Source organism: Botrimarina sp. (assembly GCF_040219535.1).
Classification (GTDB): domain Bacteria; phylum Planctomycetota; class Planctomycetia; order Pirellulales; family Lacipirellulaceae; genus Botrimarina.
The window spans coordinates 294,292-310,205 of sequence record NZ_JAVJSH010000029.1; the positions used below are offsets into that span (position 1 = coordinate 294,292).

12 protein-coding genes are annotated in these 15,914 nt (G+C 68.6%); 10 read left to right on the forward strand and 2 right to left on the reverse strand.

Annotation, left to right across the window (positions count from 1 at the left end; all coding sequences use genetic code 11):
* Positions 1-31 precede the first annotated feature (31 nt).
* Both ftsH and RIC11_RS17400 read left to right on the forward strand, forming a co-directional pair.
* Entirely contained in the window at positions 32-2,248 is a 2,217-nt protein-coding gene (ftsH, locus tag RIC11_RS17395; RefSeq protein WP_350213536.1) for an ATP-dependent zinc metalloprotease FtsH, read from the forward strand.
* Positions 2,249-2,353: 105 nt separating this feature from the next.
* The gene (locus RIC11_RS17400; RefSeq protein ID WP_350213537.1) at positions 2,354-2,923 is read left to right on the forward strand and encodes a DUF421 domain-containing protein; all 570 of its coding nucleotides are present in this window, start codon (positions 2,354-2,356) and stop codon (positions 2,921-2,923) included.
* A gap of 10 nt (positions 2,924-2,933) precedes the next feature.
* Here the strand turns inward: RIC11_RS17400 and RIC11_RS17405 are convergent, their stop codons facing one another.
* Both RIC11_RS17405 and RIC11_RS17410 read right to left on the reverse strand, forming a co-directional pair.
* Positions 2,934-3,596, reverse strand: coding sequence for a DnaJ domain-containing protein (locus RIC11_RS17405; protein ID WP_350213538.1), 663 nt, complete (start codon positions 3,594-3,596; stop codon positions 2,934-2,936).
* Positions 3,597-3,687: 91 nt separating this feature from the next.
* A complete protein-coding gene (locus RIC11_RS17410; RefSeq protein WP_350213539.1) occupies positions 3,688-6,417 on the reverse strand; it encodes a family 78 glycoside hydrolase catalytic domain in 2,730 nt (909 codons plus the stop codon).
* A 217-nt stretch (positions 6,418-6,634) separates the two neighbouring features.
* Between RIC11_RS17410 and acs the strand changes: the two genes are divergently transcribed.
* The 8 genes from acs to RIC11_RS17450 all read left to right on the forward strand — a co-directional run bounded on the left by acs (position 6,635) and on the right by RIC11_RS17450 (position 15,901).
* Positions 6,635-8,593: an acetate--CoA ligase gene (gene acs, locus RIC11_RS17415; protein ID WP_350213540.1), complete on the forward strand. Its 1,959-nt coding sequence runs from the start codon at positions 6,635-6,637 to the stop codon at positions 8,591-8,593.
* A 78-nt stretch (positions 8,594-8,671) separates the two neighbouring features.
* Complete coding sequence (locus RIC11_RS17420; protein ID WP_350213541.1) at positions 8,672-9,277, forward strand: Uma2 family endonuclease; 606 nt, start codon at positions 8,672-8,674, stop codon at positions 9,275-9,277.
* 279 nt (positions 9,278-9,556) lie between these two features.
* Positions 9,557-11,011, forward strand: coding sequence for a peptidoglycan-binding domain-containing protein (locus tag RIC11_RS17425; protein ID WP_350213542.1), 1,455 nt, complete (start codon positions 9,557-9,559; stop codon positions 11,009-11,011).
* A 485-nt stretch (positions 11,012-11,496) separates the two neighbouring features.
* On the forward strand, positions 11,497-12,174 hold the full coding sequence (locus RIC11_RS17430) for a lamin tail domain-containing protein (protein ID WP_350213543.1): 678 nt from the start codon (positions 11,497-11,499) through the stop codon (positions 12,172-12,174).
* A gap of 115 nt (positions 12,175-12,289) precedes the next feature.
* On the forward strand, positions 12,290-13,015 hold the full coding sequence (locus RIC11_RS17435; RefSeq protein WP_350213544.1) for a hypothetical protein: 726 nt from the start codon (positions 12,290-12,292) through the stop codon (positions 13,013-13,015).
* Between the two features lie 50 nt (positions 13,016-13,065).
* Positions 13,066-14,373 carry a dockerin type I domain-containing protein gene (locus tag RIC11_RS17440; RefSeq protein ID WP_350213545.1) on the forward strand — a complete coding sequence of 436 codons (1,308 nt, stop codon included), beginning with the start codon at positions 13,066-13,068 and terminating at the stop codon, positions 14,371-14,373.
* Positions 14,374-14,409: 36 nt separating this feature from the next.
* Positions 14,410-15,465, forward strand: coding sequence for a DUF1559 family PulG-like putative transporter (locus tag RIC11_RS17445; protein WP_350213546.1), 1,056 nt, complete (start codon positions 14,410-14,412; stop codon positions 15,463-15,465).
* Positions 15,455-15,901 carry a hypothetical protein gene (locus RIC11_RS17450; protein ID WP_350213547.1) on the forward strand — a complete coding sequence of 149 codons (447 nt, stop codon included), beginning with the start codon at positions 15,455-15,457 and terminating at the stop codon, positions 15,899-15,901. Before RIC11_RS17445 ends, RIC11_RS17450 begins: the two co-directional genes overlap by 11 nt.
* The last annotated feature ends 13 nt before the right edge of the window (positions 15,902-15,914 follow it).

Sequence of the window (15,914 nt, forward strand, 5' to 3'; positions counted from 1 at the left end):
CCCACCGCCTTACTCCGTCGCCCCGCTCGATATGGATAAGCCTCAACCAAGCAAGCCCGATGCCGAGAAGCGGGGCGGCGACGGGAAGAAGCCGGGCAACCAACCGGTCAGCTTCGTCTGGTACCTGCTGGCGCTGTTCGTGATCCTGATGCTCGTGGTGACGCTGTTCGGCGGCGCCGGGGCGGTCGAGCTGCCGTACAACGAGTTCGAGCGGCTCGTGCGTGCCGAGGCGGCCACCCTCCGCCAGCAGCCGGCCGAAGGGGACACGCCGTCCGAGGCCGAGCCGTCGCCGGACGACCCGATGTCGGGGCCCGGCTGGATCGTGTACGTCGACCGCACGAAGTCGCCCGAGCGGCAAGTCCGCTTGTCGAACCCCTCGGACCTGGTCGTCGGGTACGAGAGCGTGACCGGCAAGGTGACCCGCCAGGTCCTGCCCAGCGGCGCGCAGGTCCGCACGGCCGAGCCGATCGGCGAGCCTGTCGCCGAAGCCGCCCAGAGCGAAACGGCCGACGAGCCTCCCGCGATCCAAACGGCCGACGCCGACTCCGCCACCGGCGTGACCGAGCAGTCGGTCCCGTTCCGGGTCAACCTGAACCCGAACATGCCGAGCGTGGGCAAGCTGCTGCAAGAGAACGGCTTGCCCTACCGCGCGGCGCAGCCGGCGAACCCGCTGATCAACTGGCTCCCGTCGCTGATGATGATGGGCCTGCTCGTCGCGCTGGTGATCTACATGCTGCGGCGGATCGGCGGGGCCGGTTCGCCTATGGCGTTCGGCCGCAGCCGCGGCAAGCTCTACGCTCAAGAGGACCTCGAGGTCACGTTCGACGACGTGGCCGGCATCGACGAGGCCTGCGACGAGCTCCGCGAGGTGGTCGACTTCCTCAAGAACCCCGAGCGCTACCAGCGCCTGGGCGGGCGGATCCCCCGGGGCGTGCTGCTGGTCGGCCCCCCCGGCACCGGCAAGACGCTCCTGTCGAAGGCCGTGGCCGGCGAGGCGGGCGTGCCGTTCTTCTCGCTCAGCGGGTCGGACTTCGTCGAGATGTTCGTCGGCGTCGGCGCCGCGCGCGTGCGCGACATGTTCCAGCAGGCCGAGCAAAAGGCCCCCTGCATCGTGTTCATCGACGAGCTCGACGCGCTCGGCAAGACACGCGGCGCCGGCCAGATGGGCAGCCACGACGAGCGCGAGCAAACGCTCAACGCGCTGCTGGTGGAGATGGACGGCTTCGGAACCAACAGCGGCATCATCATCATGGGCGCGACCAACCGCCCGGAGACCCTCGACCCGGCCCTGCTGCGGCCCGGCCGCTTCGACCGCCACGTGCTGGTCGACCGCCCCGACGTGACCGGCCGGCGGCAGATCCTCCAGGTGCACCTGCAAAACATCAAGGTCTCGGACGACGTGGACGTCGAGGCCCTGGCGGGCATCACCAGCGGCTTCGTCGGCGCGGACCTGGCGAACATGGTCAACGAGGCCGCGCTGTTGGCCGCGCGCAACGGCAAGGAGATGGTCGGGAAGGAGGAGTTCTTCGAGGCCGTCGAGCGGGCCGCGATCGGGCTAGAGAAGAAGAGCCGGATCATGCTCGAGGAGGAGAAGCGCCGGCTGGCCGTCCACGAGGCGGGTCACGCGTTGGTCGCGTACTCGCTGCCGAACACCGACCCGGTCCACAAGGTGTCGATCATCCCCCGCGGCCTCAGCGCGCTGGGCTACATGCAGCAGCGGCCCGAGCACGACCGCTACATGATCACGAAGACCCAGCTCGAGAGCAACCTTCAGGTGATGCTCGCCGGCACGCTCGCCGAGGAGCTGATCTTCGACGACGTCGGCACCGGCGCCAGCAACGACCTGGACCGCGCGACCGAGACCGCCCGCGGCATGGTGATGGACTACGGCATGAGCCGCCTGGGGCGCGTCACGTACCGGGAGCGGACCAAGGGCTTCCTCGGCGACGACTCGGCGCCCTCGGGCCGGCACAGCGAGCAGACGGCGCGCGAGATCGACCAAGAGGTGAAGCGCATCATGGACGAGGCGCTCGAGCAGTCGCGGCGGATCCTCTCGACCCGCCGGCCGGCGCTGGAGGCCATCACCGAGGCGTTGCTCGAGAAGGAAGTCATCGACGCGGAGCAGCTCGCCGAGATCGTCGAGAAGGCGAGCCCCCAGCCCCGGATCGTGCCGGGCACCGCCACCGAGCGCAAGGCGAAGCCCGCCCCCACGGCGGAGTCGACCGGCGACAAGACCGCCGACGCTTGAGCCAACACGATCGTCGGCGAACCGCACGGTGGTCGTGCGGCGTCCAGCCCCGGCCCAGCAAGGCAGCACCGGCCGGTTCGCACGCGGATTGCAGGCCCGTGGGGCATGCCTGACTTCAAGATGATCTTCGACGGGTGGGAGCCCGTCCTCCGCACTCTGATCGTCGGGACGCTGGCCTACGCGGCGCTCGTGATGTTGCTCCGGTTGAGCGGCAAGCGGACGCTCTCGAAGATGAATGCGTTCGATTTCGTCGTGACGGTCGCGTTCGGTTCGGTCCTAGCGGCGGTTCTCACGTCGAGCCAAGTGTCTCTCGCCCAGGGGGTCACCGCCCTGGGCCTGCTGATCGTCCTCCAGTTGGTCAACACGTCGATCGCTGTCAGGTCCGATTGGTATCGCAGTGTGATCAAGGCGGAGCCAACGCTCTTGTACTTCCGCGGGGAGTACCTCGACGACGCGCTGCGCAAGCAGCGCGTCACCCGCGAAGAGGTGCTCGCTGCGATGCGGCAGAGCGGGTTGTCCGAGCCCGAGAAAGTCGACGCCGTGGTTATGGAGACCGAGGGCTCGCTGTCGGTTCTGCCGCGTGACGCGGCGACGCTCGACTCAATCACCAAATCCGGCGTCGACGTGCGGCCGACCCGCCGCCGACAGCTGGGGCAGGCGGATAAGGCGTCCTGACAGCTTGTCCTCACCCCCCGAACCAGCCGCCCCAACGGCTTAGGCCCTCGACACGCTCCACGCCGGGCTTCTTGGCTAGCCGGCGGCGCTCTCGCTGCGAGAACCTCGTCCCGCGGAGGTCGACGATCCGCAGGCTCGGCAGCCGGTGCAGGCGCTCCGCGAGCTGGTCGGTGACAGCCGTGTCGCGCAGGTTGAGCGTTTCCAGGTAGGGCAGGTCGCTCGGCTTGCCGAGGACGCGGGCCAGGTCGGCGTCCGTGGCGGCGCTGAGGGCCAGGTCGATCGACTTGAGGCGGTCGGCGAGTTGGGCGAAGTCGTCGCCGATTGTCTCGTTGAGCCAATCCAGCCGCTCGACGTACGCCCGACCGCCGAGCGACTCGACCAGCTCGACGGCGTTGGTCTGGGCCACGTACTGCTCGATCTGCGCGCCGATCCAGGGCAGGCGTTTGCCGTTGCGTTTCGCGAATTGGAGGGCCTCTTCGAAGGCCTCCTGCACCTCGCGGAACTCCTCGGCGTTGCCGCCGTGGTCGGGGTGGGCCTTCTGCGCCTTCCGGAAGTACGCCTGCTTGACGTCTGCCTCGGTGACCGGGAGGGCGAGGCCGAGCTTGTCGACCGCCTGGGGGTGGCGGCGGTTGGAGTGGCCTCGCGACGACTTCTCGGGCGACGGGACGTCCATCGGGCTGCGCTCGGCTTCGGGCTTCGGGCTTAAGGAAATCGCTGCTGCGTGTCGCCCCGAAGCCTGGGGCCCGTGGCCCGAAGCCTGCCCATCAGGGCGAATAGGGGGTCGAGAAATCGTACACACCGCCGCCGGCCGTGAAGCGAACGACGCCGTCGCCGGGCAGCACGTCGGAGAGCCCTTCGGCGGCGTCTAGCGGCTGACCCGACTCGGTCGCTCCGGCCGCGTCGTCGCAGGGGAGCTCGATGGTCGCGGTGGTGTTGGCGGGCACGATCAGGCGGGTGACCAACCGACCGCCTTCTTTGCGCCAGTCGGTCTCGATCGGTCCGCGGACCGAGTCGTACCGCGTGCGGCACCACTGGAGTTGCGGGTCGATCTTCGGGGCGATGACGAGCCGGCCGAAGCCGGGCTCGTCGCCGCGGATGCCGCCGAGCGTGCGGACCATCCAGCCGTACACGGCGCCGAACGAGTAGTGCGCGAACGAGTTCATGCCGGGGTTCTGGAACCCCTTGTCGGGCGTCCAGCCGTCCCATCGTTCCCAGATGCTCGTGGCGCCGTGCTTGATCGAGAAGCCCCAGGAGGGGAACTGTTCGTTGTGCAGCAGATCGAACGCCACGTCGTCCCGACCGATCTTCGAGAGAACTAGCATCAGGTCCTTCGTGCCGATGAAGCCGGTCGACAGGGCGCCGCGCCCGTCGATGTCGTCGACCAGGTGATCGGCCGCTTGCTCGAGCCGCTCGCCGTCGACCAGGTCGTTGGCGATCGCCAGCACGTAGGCGGTCTGGGTGTCGCCGCGGACGCGGCCTTGGTCGTCGACGAACTCTTCGTTGAACGCCTGTTTGATCCGCTCGTAGAGCTTCCGATATTTTTCGGCGTCGTCCTCGTGTCCGAGGGCCTCGGCCGCTTCGGCGAGAAGCCGCGCGGAGCAGGCGTGGTAGGTGATGTAGATGACGGGCTTGGGCGTGTCGGCGTTGATGCTGAGCCAGTCGCCGAACGTGTGGAACTCGTCCGGCGGCAGCACGCCGTCTTTGCTGCGGCTTTCCATGAAATCGACGAAGCGCTTCATCGACGGGTACTGCCGGCGGAGCAGTTCCAGGTCGCCGTACGTCTGGTAGATCGTCCACGGGCAGATGACGCCCGCGTCGGCCCAAGCCGGGCCGCCGTCGTCGGAGACGCACACCAGCGGTGCGACGCAGGGGAATTGGCCGTCGCCACGCTGCGCGTCGGTCAGGTCGACGAGCCACTTGTCGAAGAACGCTTGCACGTCCGCCAAGCGGGTGGCGGTCTCGACGTAGACCTGGGCGTCGCCGGTCCAGCCGAGGCGCTCGTCGCGTTGCGGGCAGTCGGTCGGCACGTCGATGAAGTTGGCCCGCTGCGTCCAGTACGCGTTCTTCACCAGGCGGTCGAGCATCGGGTCGGAGCAGCCGAACCTGCCGACCATCGGCGTGGCGCTAGACAGCGCGACTCCCTGCACCTCGCCCGGCTCGGGCTTGCGGTCGAGGCCGCGGACCTCGATGAATTGGAAGCCGTGGAAGGTGAAACGCGGTTGCCACACTTGCACGCCCCGTCCGTCGGCGACGTAAACGTCGGTCGCCTTGGCCGCGCGGAGGTTGGTGAAGTAGGCCGTGCCGTCCGGGTTCAGGCGCTCGGCGTGGCGGAGTTCGATCCGCTGGCCGTCGGCCAGGGGCAAACGCAGCCGCGGCACGCCGGCGAAGTTCTGCCCGAGATCCAGCACGTACACGCCCGGCTCCGGCTCGGTGATCGCTTCGGGCGTGAAGGTCTCGATCTCCCGCACCGGCTGGCCCGGGTGCCACTCGACGGCCGGGTCGGCCTCGCAACCGACGTCGGCGTCGGCCCACTGGGAGTCGTCGAAGCCCGGCTCGGTCCAGCCGTCGGGGGCGCGGCGGGCGTCGTAGGTCTCGCCCATCAGCAGGTCGGCCGCGCGCGTGCCGCCGGTCGAAACGCGCCACCCATCACCGGTGGTGAGCAGGTCGGTCGAGCCGTCGTCGTATTCGACGAAGAGCTGGCCCGCGAAGCGCGGCGACTCGCCGTAGCGGTCGCGGTGCTCGTCGTTGCGCGGCATGCCCACGTGCCCCGCGTACCAGCCGTCGGCGAGCTCGACGCCGGCCGCGTTCTCTCCCTCTCGGAGCAGGCGGGTCGCGTCGTACGCGCGGTAGTACACGCGCTTGGTGTAGTCGGACCAGCCGGGGATGAAGTAGTCGTCGGTGAGCCGCTTGCCGTTCAGCCACACGTCGGGCAACCCGAGCGCCGTCACGTAGGCGATCGCACGCTTGACCGGCTTGCGGAGCGTGAACTCGGTGCGGAGCAGCCGCGTCGGCGGCAGGGCGGGCTCGTCGTCGCGGGGGGCGTCGTACCCGATCCACTCGGCGCGCCAGTCCTCCGCTGAGAGCACGCCCACGGTCCAGCGTGCCGGCGGGCTGAACTCGGAGGGTTCGCCCGACGCGTCCCACACGCGCACGGCCCAGTAGCAGGGCTGGTGCGGCTTGAGCTCGGCGCCCTCGTAGCGCACGCCGAGCGTCTTGTCCGAGTCGACCTTGCCGCTGTCCCACAGGTCACCCTCGCCCCGCGCGGCCTGCCGCCGGGACGACGCGACAACGACTTGATACGCGGTTTGCCGCTGGCCTCTCTCGTCGGACGCAACGATCCAGCTCAGCCGCGGCTGCTCGCGATCGACGCCTTGCGGGTCTTCGCGGTGCTCGCACCGCAGCCGTGCGGCGATCAGGCCCCCGGCCGCTAGCGCCGGCGCAGACGGCAAGAGACAACCCACCACGAGCAGCGACGCGAGCAACTTTCGGATCATCGGAGAAGCTTCCGGAGGTGACTTGAAGAGGCGTCCCCAACCGTAATTGACAAGGCGCAGGCTGGCCAGCGCCGTCGCGCACCGAGTTGGCGTGCCGCCCGCCGGGGCGATAGACTCCTGGGCTCTCGGGCGGCCCCGCAGCGGCCCTCCCGAGCCCCCCTTCTCACCGAACCGAAACTCCTTCATAGCGGCCCCGCCACGCGGGGCGGAGGCAGCGATGGCCGAGGCATCTAGCGGCGCGATCGACAACGTCATGCACGAGGAGCGGCTCTTCCCGCCCCCAAAGGACTTCGCCGAGCAGGCGCGGATCAAGTCGCTCGAGGATTACGAGGCCCTCTGGAACAAAGTGGCCGAGGACCCGGTCGCTTACTGGGAGCAGGTCGGCCGCGAAGAGCTGCACTGGTTCGAGCCCTTCACCGAAACGCTCCGCTGGAACGAGCCGGTCGCCGAGTGGTTTGTCGGGGGCAAGACCAACGCGTCGTACAACTGCGTCGACAAGCACGTGGCCGAGGGCCGCGGCGACCGCACGGCGATCATCTGGGAGGCCGAGCCGGGCGACACCCGCGTGCTGAGCTACTCGGACCTGCGGTCCCTGGTCGCCAAGTTCGCCAACTCGCTGAAGAAGCTGGGCATCGGCAAGGGCGACCGCGTTTCGATCTACATGCCGATGACGCCCGAGCTGGTCGTCGCGATGCTCGGCTGCGCGCGGATCGGCGCGGTGCACTCGGTGATCTTCGCGGGCTTCTCGGCCGAGGCGATCGCCGACCGGAACAACGACGCCGGCGCCGTGGCGATCATCACGGCCGACGCGGGCTGGCGCCGCGGCAAGGCCCTGCCGCTGAAGCAGACCGTCGACGACGCGCTCAAGAAGAGCCCCACCGTCAAGCACTGCATCGTGCTGGACCGGGTCAACGAGGCGGTCCACTGGGAGCCCGGCCGCGACCACTGGTGGCACGACCTGATGCGCGAGGCCTCCGAAGACTGCCCCGCCGAGCCGATGGACAGCGAGGCCCCGCTGTTCATCCTCTACACGTCGGGCAGCACCGGCAAACCCAAGGGCATCAAGCACACGACCGCCGGGTACAACCTGTGGGCCAAGAAGACCTTCGAGTGGGTCTTCGACCACCGCGAGGACGACGTCTACTGGTGCACGGCCGACTGCGGCTGGATCACCGGCCACAGCTACATCACCTACGGCCCGCTGGCGGCCGGCGCGACCTGCGTGCTGTACGAAGGGGCGCCGAACTACCCGGCCGAGGACCGCTTCTGGGAGATCGTCGAGAAGCACAAGGTCACGCTCTTCTACACCGCGCCGACCGCCATCCGCGCGTTCATCAAGTGGGGCGACCAGCACGTCGAGAAGCACGACCTGTCGAGCCTCCGCCTGCTCGGCACCGTCGGCGAGGGCATCAACCCCCAGGCGTGGATGTGGTACCACACGAAGATCGGCGGCGAGCGTTGCCCGATCGTCGACACGTGGTGGCAGACCGAGACCGGCGGCATCATGATGTCGCCGCTGCCCGGCGCGATCGCCACCAAGCCGGGCAGCTGCACCAAGCCCCTGCCGGGCGTCATCCCCGAGATCGTCGACGAGTCGGGCCAAGCGGTCGGCCCCAACCAGGGCGGCATGCTCACGATCGCCCACCCGTGGCCCGGGATGCTCCGCGGCATCTGGGGCGACGACGAGCGTTACAAGGAAGTCTACTGGTCCAAGGTCCCCGGCAAGTACCTGGCCGGCGACAACGCGCGACGCGACGAGGACGGCTACTACTGGATCATGGGCCGCATCGACGACGTGCTGAACGTGTCCGGCCACCGGCTGAGCACGATCGAGATCGAGTCGGCCCTGGTGAGCCACCCTGCCGTGGCCGAAGCGGCGGCCGTCGGCCGCCCCCACGAGCTCAAGGGCGAGGCGGTGGCCGTGTTCGTCACGCTCAAGACCGCCGCCCCCAGCGACGAACTCCGCGCCGAGCTGAAGCAGCACGTGCGGAAGGAGATCGGCGCGCTCGCGCAGCCAGACGACATCCGCTTCACGGCCTCACTGCCGAAGACCCGCAGCGGCAAGATCATGCGCCGCCTGCTGAAAGACATCGCCGCGGGCCGCGAAGCGGTCGGCGACACCTCGACGCTGGAAGATTACAGCGTGCTGGCGAGCCTGCGGCAGGACGAGGAGTGAAAGCCGGGATTCGCTTTGACCGGGGGCGATGGCCGGCCGATAATTGAGGACCAATCCGCCTTAGGAGAAGAGTCCGCCGTGCCCGCCCTGGATGCCTCCGCCGCGCCGTCGCTCATCGGTCCCGAATCGAACGGGGTCTTGATGACGCCCGGGGAGTATGACGCGACGCAAGAGTGGGACGACCGCTATCGTTACGAGCTGGTCAACGGAGTCCTCGTTGTGCTGCCGCCACCCGGATTTGGTGAACGATCGCCCAACGACTATCTTTCGTACTTGCTAAACAAGTACCGCGAAGAGCATCCCAACGGGAATCGGGTCGACGCCACACTGCCCGAACAGGACGTTGTCTGCGGCGACAACCGTCGCCGTGTTGACCGCGCGATCTGGGTCGGCGTCGGTGAGGCGTTCGACCCCAACGCCGATGTTCCAACGATTGCGATTGAGTTCGTCTCCGGAACAGCGCGCGACCGCCGGCGGGACTACGTCGACAAGCGCCGCGAGTACCTCGCAGCCGGCGTGAAGGAGTACTGGGTCTTGGACCGTTTCGCCCGTCGGCTCACGGTCTTCCAGGGCGAGACAGTGACCGCCTACGGCGAGAACGAAGTCTATCGACCGGACCTCCTGCCGGGATTCGAATTGCCGGTGCGCGTGCTCCTCGAGCGTAGCGAGCCGCGGGGCGGTTGAGGCATCCTCTCGCTCGGGGTTCTCGCCGGGTTAATCGCCAAGTCGCGATCGACGCGGGTATCGCTGCCTCAACGGGCCCCTCGCCCGCGGTCAGCGCTTCGAGCTGTGTGCGGAACGAGGCCCCGGCGCGCCCACTTGCGGAGCGTACGCCGGCTGGGCCGCCGCTGCACTGCCCCCCTTTCGCGCGAAGATGAGAACGCGCCGCGGCGTTCCGAGACCGGTCGAACGTGTCGCCGGGTAGAATGGGCGGCGGACCCGAGACCAGGCCGAGGAAACAAGATGCCCAGAGCGACACTTGCGCCGACTTTGCTGGCGGTCCTTTGTTCGGCCGCTGCGGCGGCCGACTTCGACTTCTACGGCCGATCGGGCGACGCCATCCTGCTCGACTTCGGGTCGCTGCCCGGCGTGCCGGCAGGCGCCACGTTCTCGGGGCTTGCGCTGGACAATTTCTTCGGGCACGCCGCCTTGAGCAGTGACGACCTGGACCAGGGGGACTTCGCTTCGGGCGGGCGGCTGTGGGTGCTCGCCAACCCGGATTTCGACCGGCCGGACCTCGGCGACTCCGACCCGACGGCCCGCGGGTTTCAGGGCAAACTGACCGGCAGCGTGCGGGTGAGCGGAGAGACCAAGACCTTCTCGGTCACGGTGCAGCCCGGCTTCACCGGCGCGGGTCCCGGGGCCGTCGAGCAGAGCTTAGAACGGCTGGGCCGCGCGGCGAACAATCCACTTTATGTCGCCCAGCAGCAGCAGCGGCTGCGCTACCTTGGTTTCGCACGCAGGGGGGGCGGCCCGGTCACGGTGAACGGCGACTTGGGGGCCACGACCGACGAGGCGCTGCGGACCTTCCAAGCGGCGGTCGTGGGCGGCGTCAACACGCGGCAGTCCGACGTCGACGGGATCGTCGGCCCGAACACGGCTGCGTGGCTCAACGCGGCGAACGCGCCGACGTGGGATGAATTGATCGACCCCGATCCGCAGCCTTACCCGCCTGCGTTCAGCGTCGAGCGGATGATCGGCGACTTCGACCTGCTGCCGAGTTTCGACTCCGACGGCAGCGGACGCACCGGCCGCACTCCGCAGATCGAGCGGTTCGGCACGAGTTGGGCGATCGAATTGATGGAAGCCGGCTCGGCAGCCGCCAAAGCGGCCACGGGCGTCACGCAGCTGATGAACGGCATGTCGACCAGGGATGGATACGGGTCGGCGGCCTACCACGGCACGCACCGCGCGGGCATGGACATCGACCTGCACGTCGACTACCCCACGCACAACTTCGGCGACGGCGCGATCAGCGCGGCCGAGCAGGGCGTGATCGACACGGCGGTCGCCTTTGTCGACGCGGGCGCCGCCGGCGGGCCGGAGCGTGGGGGCGTGGCCCGTTTCATCACCTCGAACCGAGACATCCTCGACGGGGTCCGCGCCGCGCGACCGGGGACCTCCCTCTACTACGACGACTCGGGCGGGCACCGCAACCACCTCCATGTCGACGTCGCGCCGCCCGAGCGGCTCGCCGGATTGGCGAACCTGCCCGGCGACTTCAACCTCGATGGCTCGGTCGACGCGGCGGACTACACCGTCTGGCGCGACGGGCTCGGCGCCACCCTCACCGGCGACGCGCACGCCCTGTGGGCCGGCGCCTACGGCGCGGCGGCCGGCGCCGCGGCCGTTCCCGAGCCGACGGGCCTTGCGGTCGCGGCGACTCTAGCGGCGCTGCTCGTGTCGGCGCGTCGATAACAGGCGGCGGAAAAGACCGCTGCAGGGCGCGCCTTTCTCGGCTGGCTCTGGCTTTAGTTTGGTCCCCCCGGGTTTTGCTTGGTGGAATTCCCTCGGCTCGGGCTCGACAAGAGCGGGCTCACCACGCTGTATTCTGAGGGGTGATTCTGGATCGATAGGTCTCGCTCGCGCCCCCCGTTGTGGTTGTCCGAGTTGAGGTCCGACTCCGCGCTTGTCCGAGGTGACCCACGGAGTCCCCGAAAGGACCTTTCCAATGGCCGGCTGCGTACCGCGGCGAACGGGAGGGGCGGGCGGGCGTCACCGCCAGCTGACCCGGTCGTTTCGCGGAATCTACGCGCACTCTTAATGGTCCGTTAACCCGCTCGACGGGGCGGGGAACGATACTCCCGGGCCTTCGATCACGGCGGCGGCGGTCTCGGTGTCGCCCACGTGGCCGCCTCGGCCGGTTGGTGCGGGGCGTCGTTTCCCACCCTGGAGCGTGTCTAATGCGTCTGAGCACCCTGTTGAGCTGCGCCGTGCTGGCGGCGACCGCCTCGGCGGCTAGCGCCGACCCTATTTTTAAGATCACCGAGTTGTGGACGGGGCTTTCGGGTCCCGACGGCGCCGCCGACTGGCTGGAAGTCACCAACTTCGGCGACATGCCCGGCGATACCGGCACGCTGTACTACGACGACGAGAACCCGACCATCGAGAGCGGCGGACAGCTAGACTCGTTCATCCTCGCGCCGGGCGAGTCGGCCGTGTTCCTGACCGACAGCGAGCCGGCGGACGAAACGTTCGCGGATTCGCTCAGCGAGTTCGCCGCGATCTGGGGCGGCGGCATCCGCGTCGGCCTCACCAACGGCGGCGGCAACCTCGGCCAAGGCGGCGACCAAGCGAACCTTCTGCTGGGCGACGGCTCGATCATCGCCTCGTTCGATTACTCGGCCAGCGGCGACGTGGCCACGTTCGAAGACCCCACGGGCGACGGCCCGATCGCCCTGTCGAGCATCGGGGTGAACGGCGCCTACGAGTCGGCGGCCTTCGTCAACGAGAACCTCGCCCTCCCCCCCGGCACGACCATCACGATGATCGGTTCGCCGGGGCGTGTTCCGGAGCCGACGGCGGTCGCGTTGGCCGGCCTCGCGATGGCCGCCCTGTCGCTTGGTCGGTCGCGCCGTTGAGCGGCTGGTCCTCTTGAGGCTCGCGAAGCTAGCGGCGCCCTCGCCGGGGAATGATCCGGTGGGGCGCCGCGTCGCTCCGTGACACATGTTCCTTGACGCTTAATTTTCTCCGTCCATGCATCGATTGATCCATTCCGCCGCGATGCTGTTGGCCGCGGCGCCCTCGCTCGCTGCGACCTTCCAGTTCGGCTCCGGCGCCAACGGCCTGGTCGGCGTCGCCACCGGCGAGGCGTTGGCCGATGGGGTCACGCTGCAGATCGCCGCCGGTCCCGACGGCGCGCTGCTCGACGAGGCGGGGCGGGCAGGCCTGGGCGTCGACAGCCGGCCGATCGCCGGCGTATCGGGGAACGAGATCGACAAGTTCGACGTGCTCGCCGGCGCCACACCGCTGGCCGGCGTGGGCGAATCGATCACCTTTTCGTTCGACAAGCCCGGCCGGATCACCCGGCTGAACTTCGATGGCGTGAAGGACGAGTCGCTCGAGCACTTCGTCCTCACTGGCGAGAACGGCCAGCGTGTCACGTTCTTCGACTCGGCGGCGAACGTCTCGGCGCCGGGGGCGGTCGACTCGGCGATCGCCGCGGGCGCGGTGTCTGGCCAGGTCGTTTATTTACTGGAGGACGCCCTCTACGACGACGACGCCATTGGCCTCTCGATCCCGTTTGAAGCCGGCGAGCAGTTCCTGCTCACCTACGCCGAGCTCGGCGCCCAGTTCGGCCCGACCGAGGCGGGCAACGGGGCGCGACTGACCTCGATTACGGTGCAGGCGATCCCCGAGCCGTGCTCGGTGCTGCTCGTGCTGCTGGCGGCGCCCCTGTCGCCGCGGCGGCGGCCGTCTTGAATCACGTGGTTGGCTTTTCATCTTTTAGTTTTCGACCTTTGCCGCTCCGAATGAGAACACCCGCCGCGGGCCTGCACGCCCTTCTCTTCATCCTCGCAGCCGCCCCGGCCGCGCTGGGCCAGGTCTACATCAACGAGATCTTCTTCGACCCGGGCGGGGCGGGCACCGACCTGCGTGACGAGTTCATCGAACTCCGCGGCGCGGCCGACCAATCGCTGGCGAACCACTACCTGATCTTCCTCGAGAACGAGCTCGACAGCGCCGGGGCCGGCGAGGCGGGCGTGATCGAGAACATCTTCGACCTCGGCGCCTACAGCCTCGGCGCCAACGGCTTCTTGACCCTGCAGCAAAAGTTCAACCGCTACTCGGGCGCGCAGCTCGTTGAAGGCGCCACGCACCTGGTCAACGAAGGACCCAACAAGCCCGGGAGCGGCCCCTCGGCGTTCCCCGGTTTCGGCAACAACGATCCCGGCGCCGAGGGGAGCACGATCGGGGCGTCGGACCTCGTGTCGGGCCTCGACGCACCGACGACCGGCGCCATCGAGAACAGCGGCTTCACGGCGATGCTCATCCGCAACGACGCCGGTGAGGCGCCGCTGCTCGGTTTCGATTTGGACGAGGGAAACGACGGACTCGACGAGCCGACGGGCCGGCCCGGCTGGTCGATCCTCGACTCGATCGGCGTGTTCGGCGAGGTCGACGAGACCGAGTTCGGCCGGCTGTACGCGCAAGTCAATTTCGGGGTTGGCGATATCTTCTTGCCGCCGGGCTTCACGCCGAACATCCCCGAGGGGGCGGAATTCGAGCTGATCGAGTACGAGATCGAGTACATCGCTCGATGGGGCAACTCGACCGGCCAGACCACCGCGGACTGGCACGTTTCCAACCTGACCGACAACCCCGGGTCCGGCGCGGCGGGCGTCGTTGACAGCCTCGACGGCCCCGTGGATTTCCGTCAGTCGGGTGACCCGCACCCGTCGGACGACGGCAACCCGGCGACCCCGCCGCCGCAACCCCCGCGGATCGAGAGCAACCGTGGGGCGCCCTACGGCACGCCGTTGCTGACGAACATCGGCGGCCCGAATTACCTGACCGGCGACTACAACGGCGACGGCCACGCCGACGCGGCCGACTACACGCTGTGGCGCGACACGCTGGGCCAGACTGGCGGCGAGCTCGATCCGGTCGCCGCCGACGCGAACCGCGACTTCCGCGTCGACCAACAGGACTACGCCCTCTGGGTGGCCAACTACACCGGCGCGGCGCCGGCCTCGCCATCGGGCGCGGCGGCGCCCGAACCGACCGCTGCCGTGCTGCTGCTGGCGGCGATCGGTCTGTGTGTCGCGGGGCGTCGCTGAACGGAACCGATCAGTCAGTCAAGGAGACGAACCAAGGTGCGAAACGATTCACGTGCCGAGCGCGGTCGCGGCTTCACGCTGGTTGAGTTGCTCGTCGTGATCGCGATCATCGGGATCCTGGTCGCGATGCTCCTGCCCGCCGTGCAAGCGGCGCGGGAATCGGCTCGCCGGATGGCGTGCAGCGTCAACCTCAAGCAGATCGCCCTCGGCCTGCTGAACTACCACGATGTTGCTGGCCAGTTCCCGAAGGGTGTCTACAGCTCGCCCGAGAACGGCCCTCGCGACGAGGACGGCCTCGGCTGGGCGACGAAGATCCTGCCCCAGATCGAGCAGCAGCCGGTTCAAGACCAACTGGTCGCCAACGGGATCTCGTTCGCCGGGACCGATTACGACGGCGACCCGTGGCGGCCGTTCATCTTCGTTTCGGCCGAGCGGACGGGGAGGTTGCCGCTGCCGGGCGGCGACACGGTGATCAGCGCCTTCCTGTGCCCGAGCGTCGACCTGCCGCAACGCGTTCCCGACCCGGGATTCTACGGTTCGTCCGCCACCCCGGCCCGCAATTTCGGGCACGGCACGAGCCACTACAAAGGGTCGCGCGGGTACTGCGACCGCGGGATGTTCCTCCGCAGCGCCGAGGCCTTAAGGATCGATTCTTGCTCGGACGACATCAACGGCGATGGCGAGCTCGACCTGGTCGAGAAGGACCGCTATCCGAAAATCAAGATCGGCGACGTAGCCGACGGCACGAGCAAGACGATCTGCGTCGGCGAGGCGGCTTACACCGTCACGATCGACGACTTCCCGAATTGGGTCGGCGCCTACACCGAGGACGGCGCCGTGCTGTTCAAGACACGCGACCCGATCAACTGCGGCATCGGCGGCGTGCGTGCGTTCCCGCTCTCGGAGTTCGATCGCTCCAGGATGCTCGCCCCGGACAACCAGGTGGACGACTGTGCCTTCAGCTGGCACCCCGGCGGGGCGTTGTTCGCGTTCGTCGATGGCTCGGTCCACTTCTTGAACCAGGACCTCGACGTGAGGCTCTTCTGGCTGCTCGGCGACCGGCTAGACGGCGAGGTCATCAATGAGCTGTAGCCGATGGGCGGCCTTTTCGATCGGCCTCGCGGCCAGCCTCGGTGGGCTCAGCGGCTGCGGCTCCTCCCCCGAGCTGGGGCGTGTGACCGGCGTGCTGACGATCGACGGGCAGCCTTACCCGGGCGGTAAGCTCTTGTTCACGCCGGTCGCCCGGAGCGAGTCGGTCGACGCTGGCAGAGCCGCGTTTGGCATCCCGGACACCGAGGGCCGCTTCGAGCTGAGCACCTTCGCCCAGGGTGATGGCGCCCTCGTCGGCGAACACACCGTCCAGTTCCTCCGCGGCGCAGACGACCGCGCCACCCGCCCCGATTTGGCCGACTTGCCGTTTCGGAGAGTCACCCTGCCATCCGGGAGGGTGAGGGTTGAGCCGGGAGAGAATCAGCTCGACATCGGATTTTCGATCGACGACCTAAAGCGTTACGGCAATAGGCTTTAGGAGAGCGGCCGAT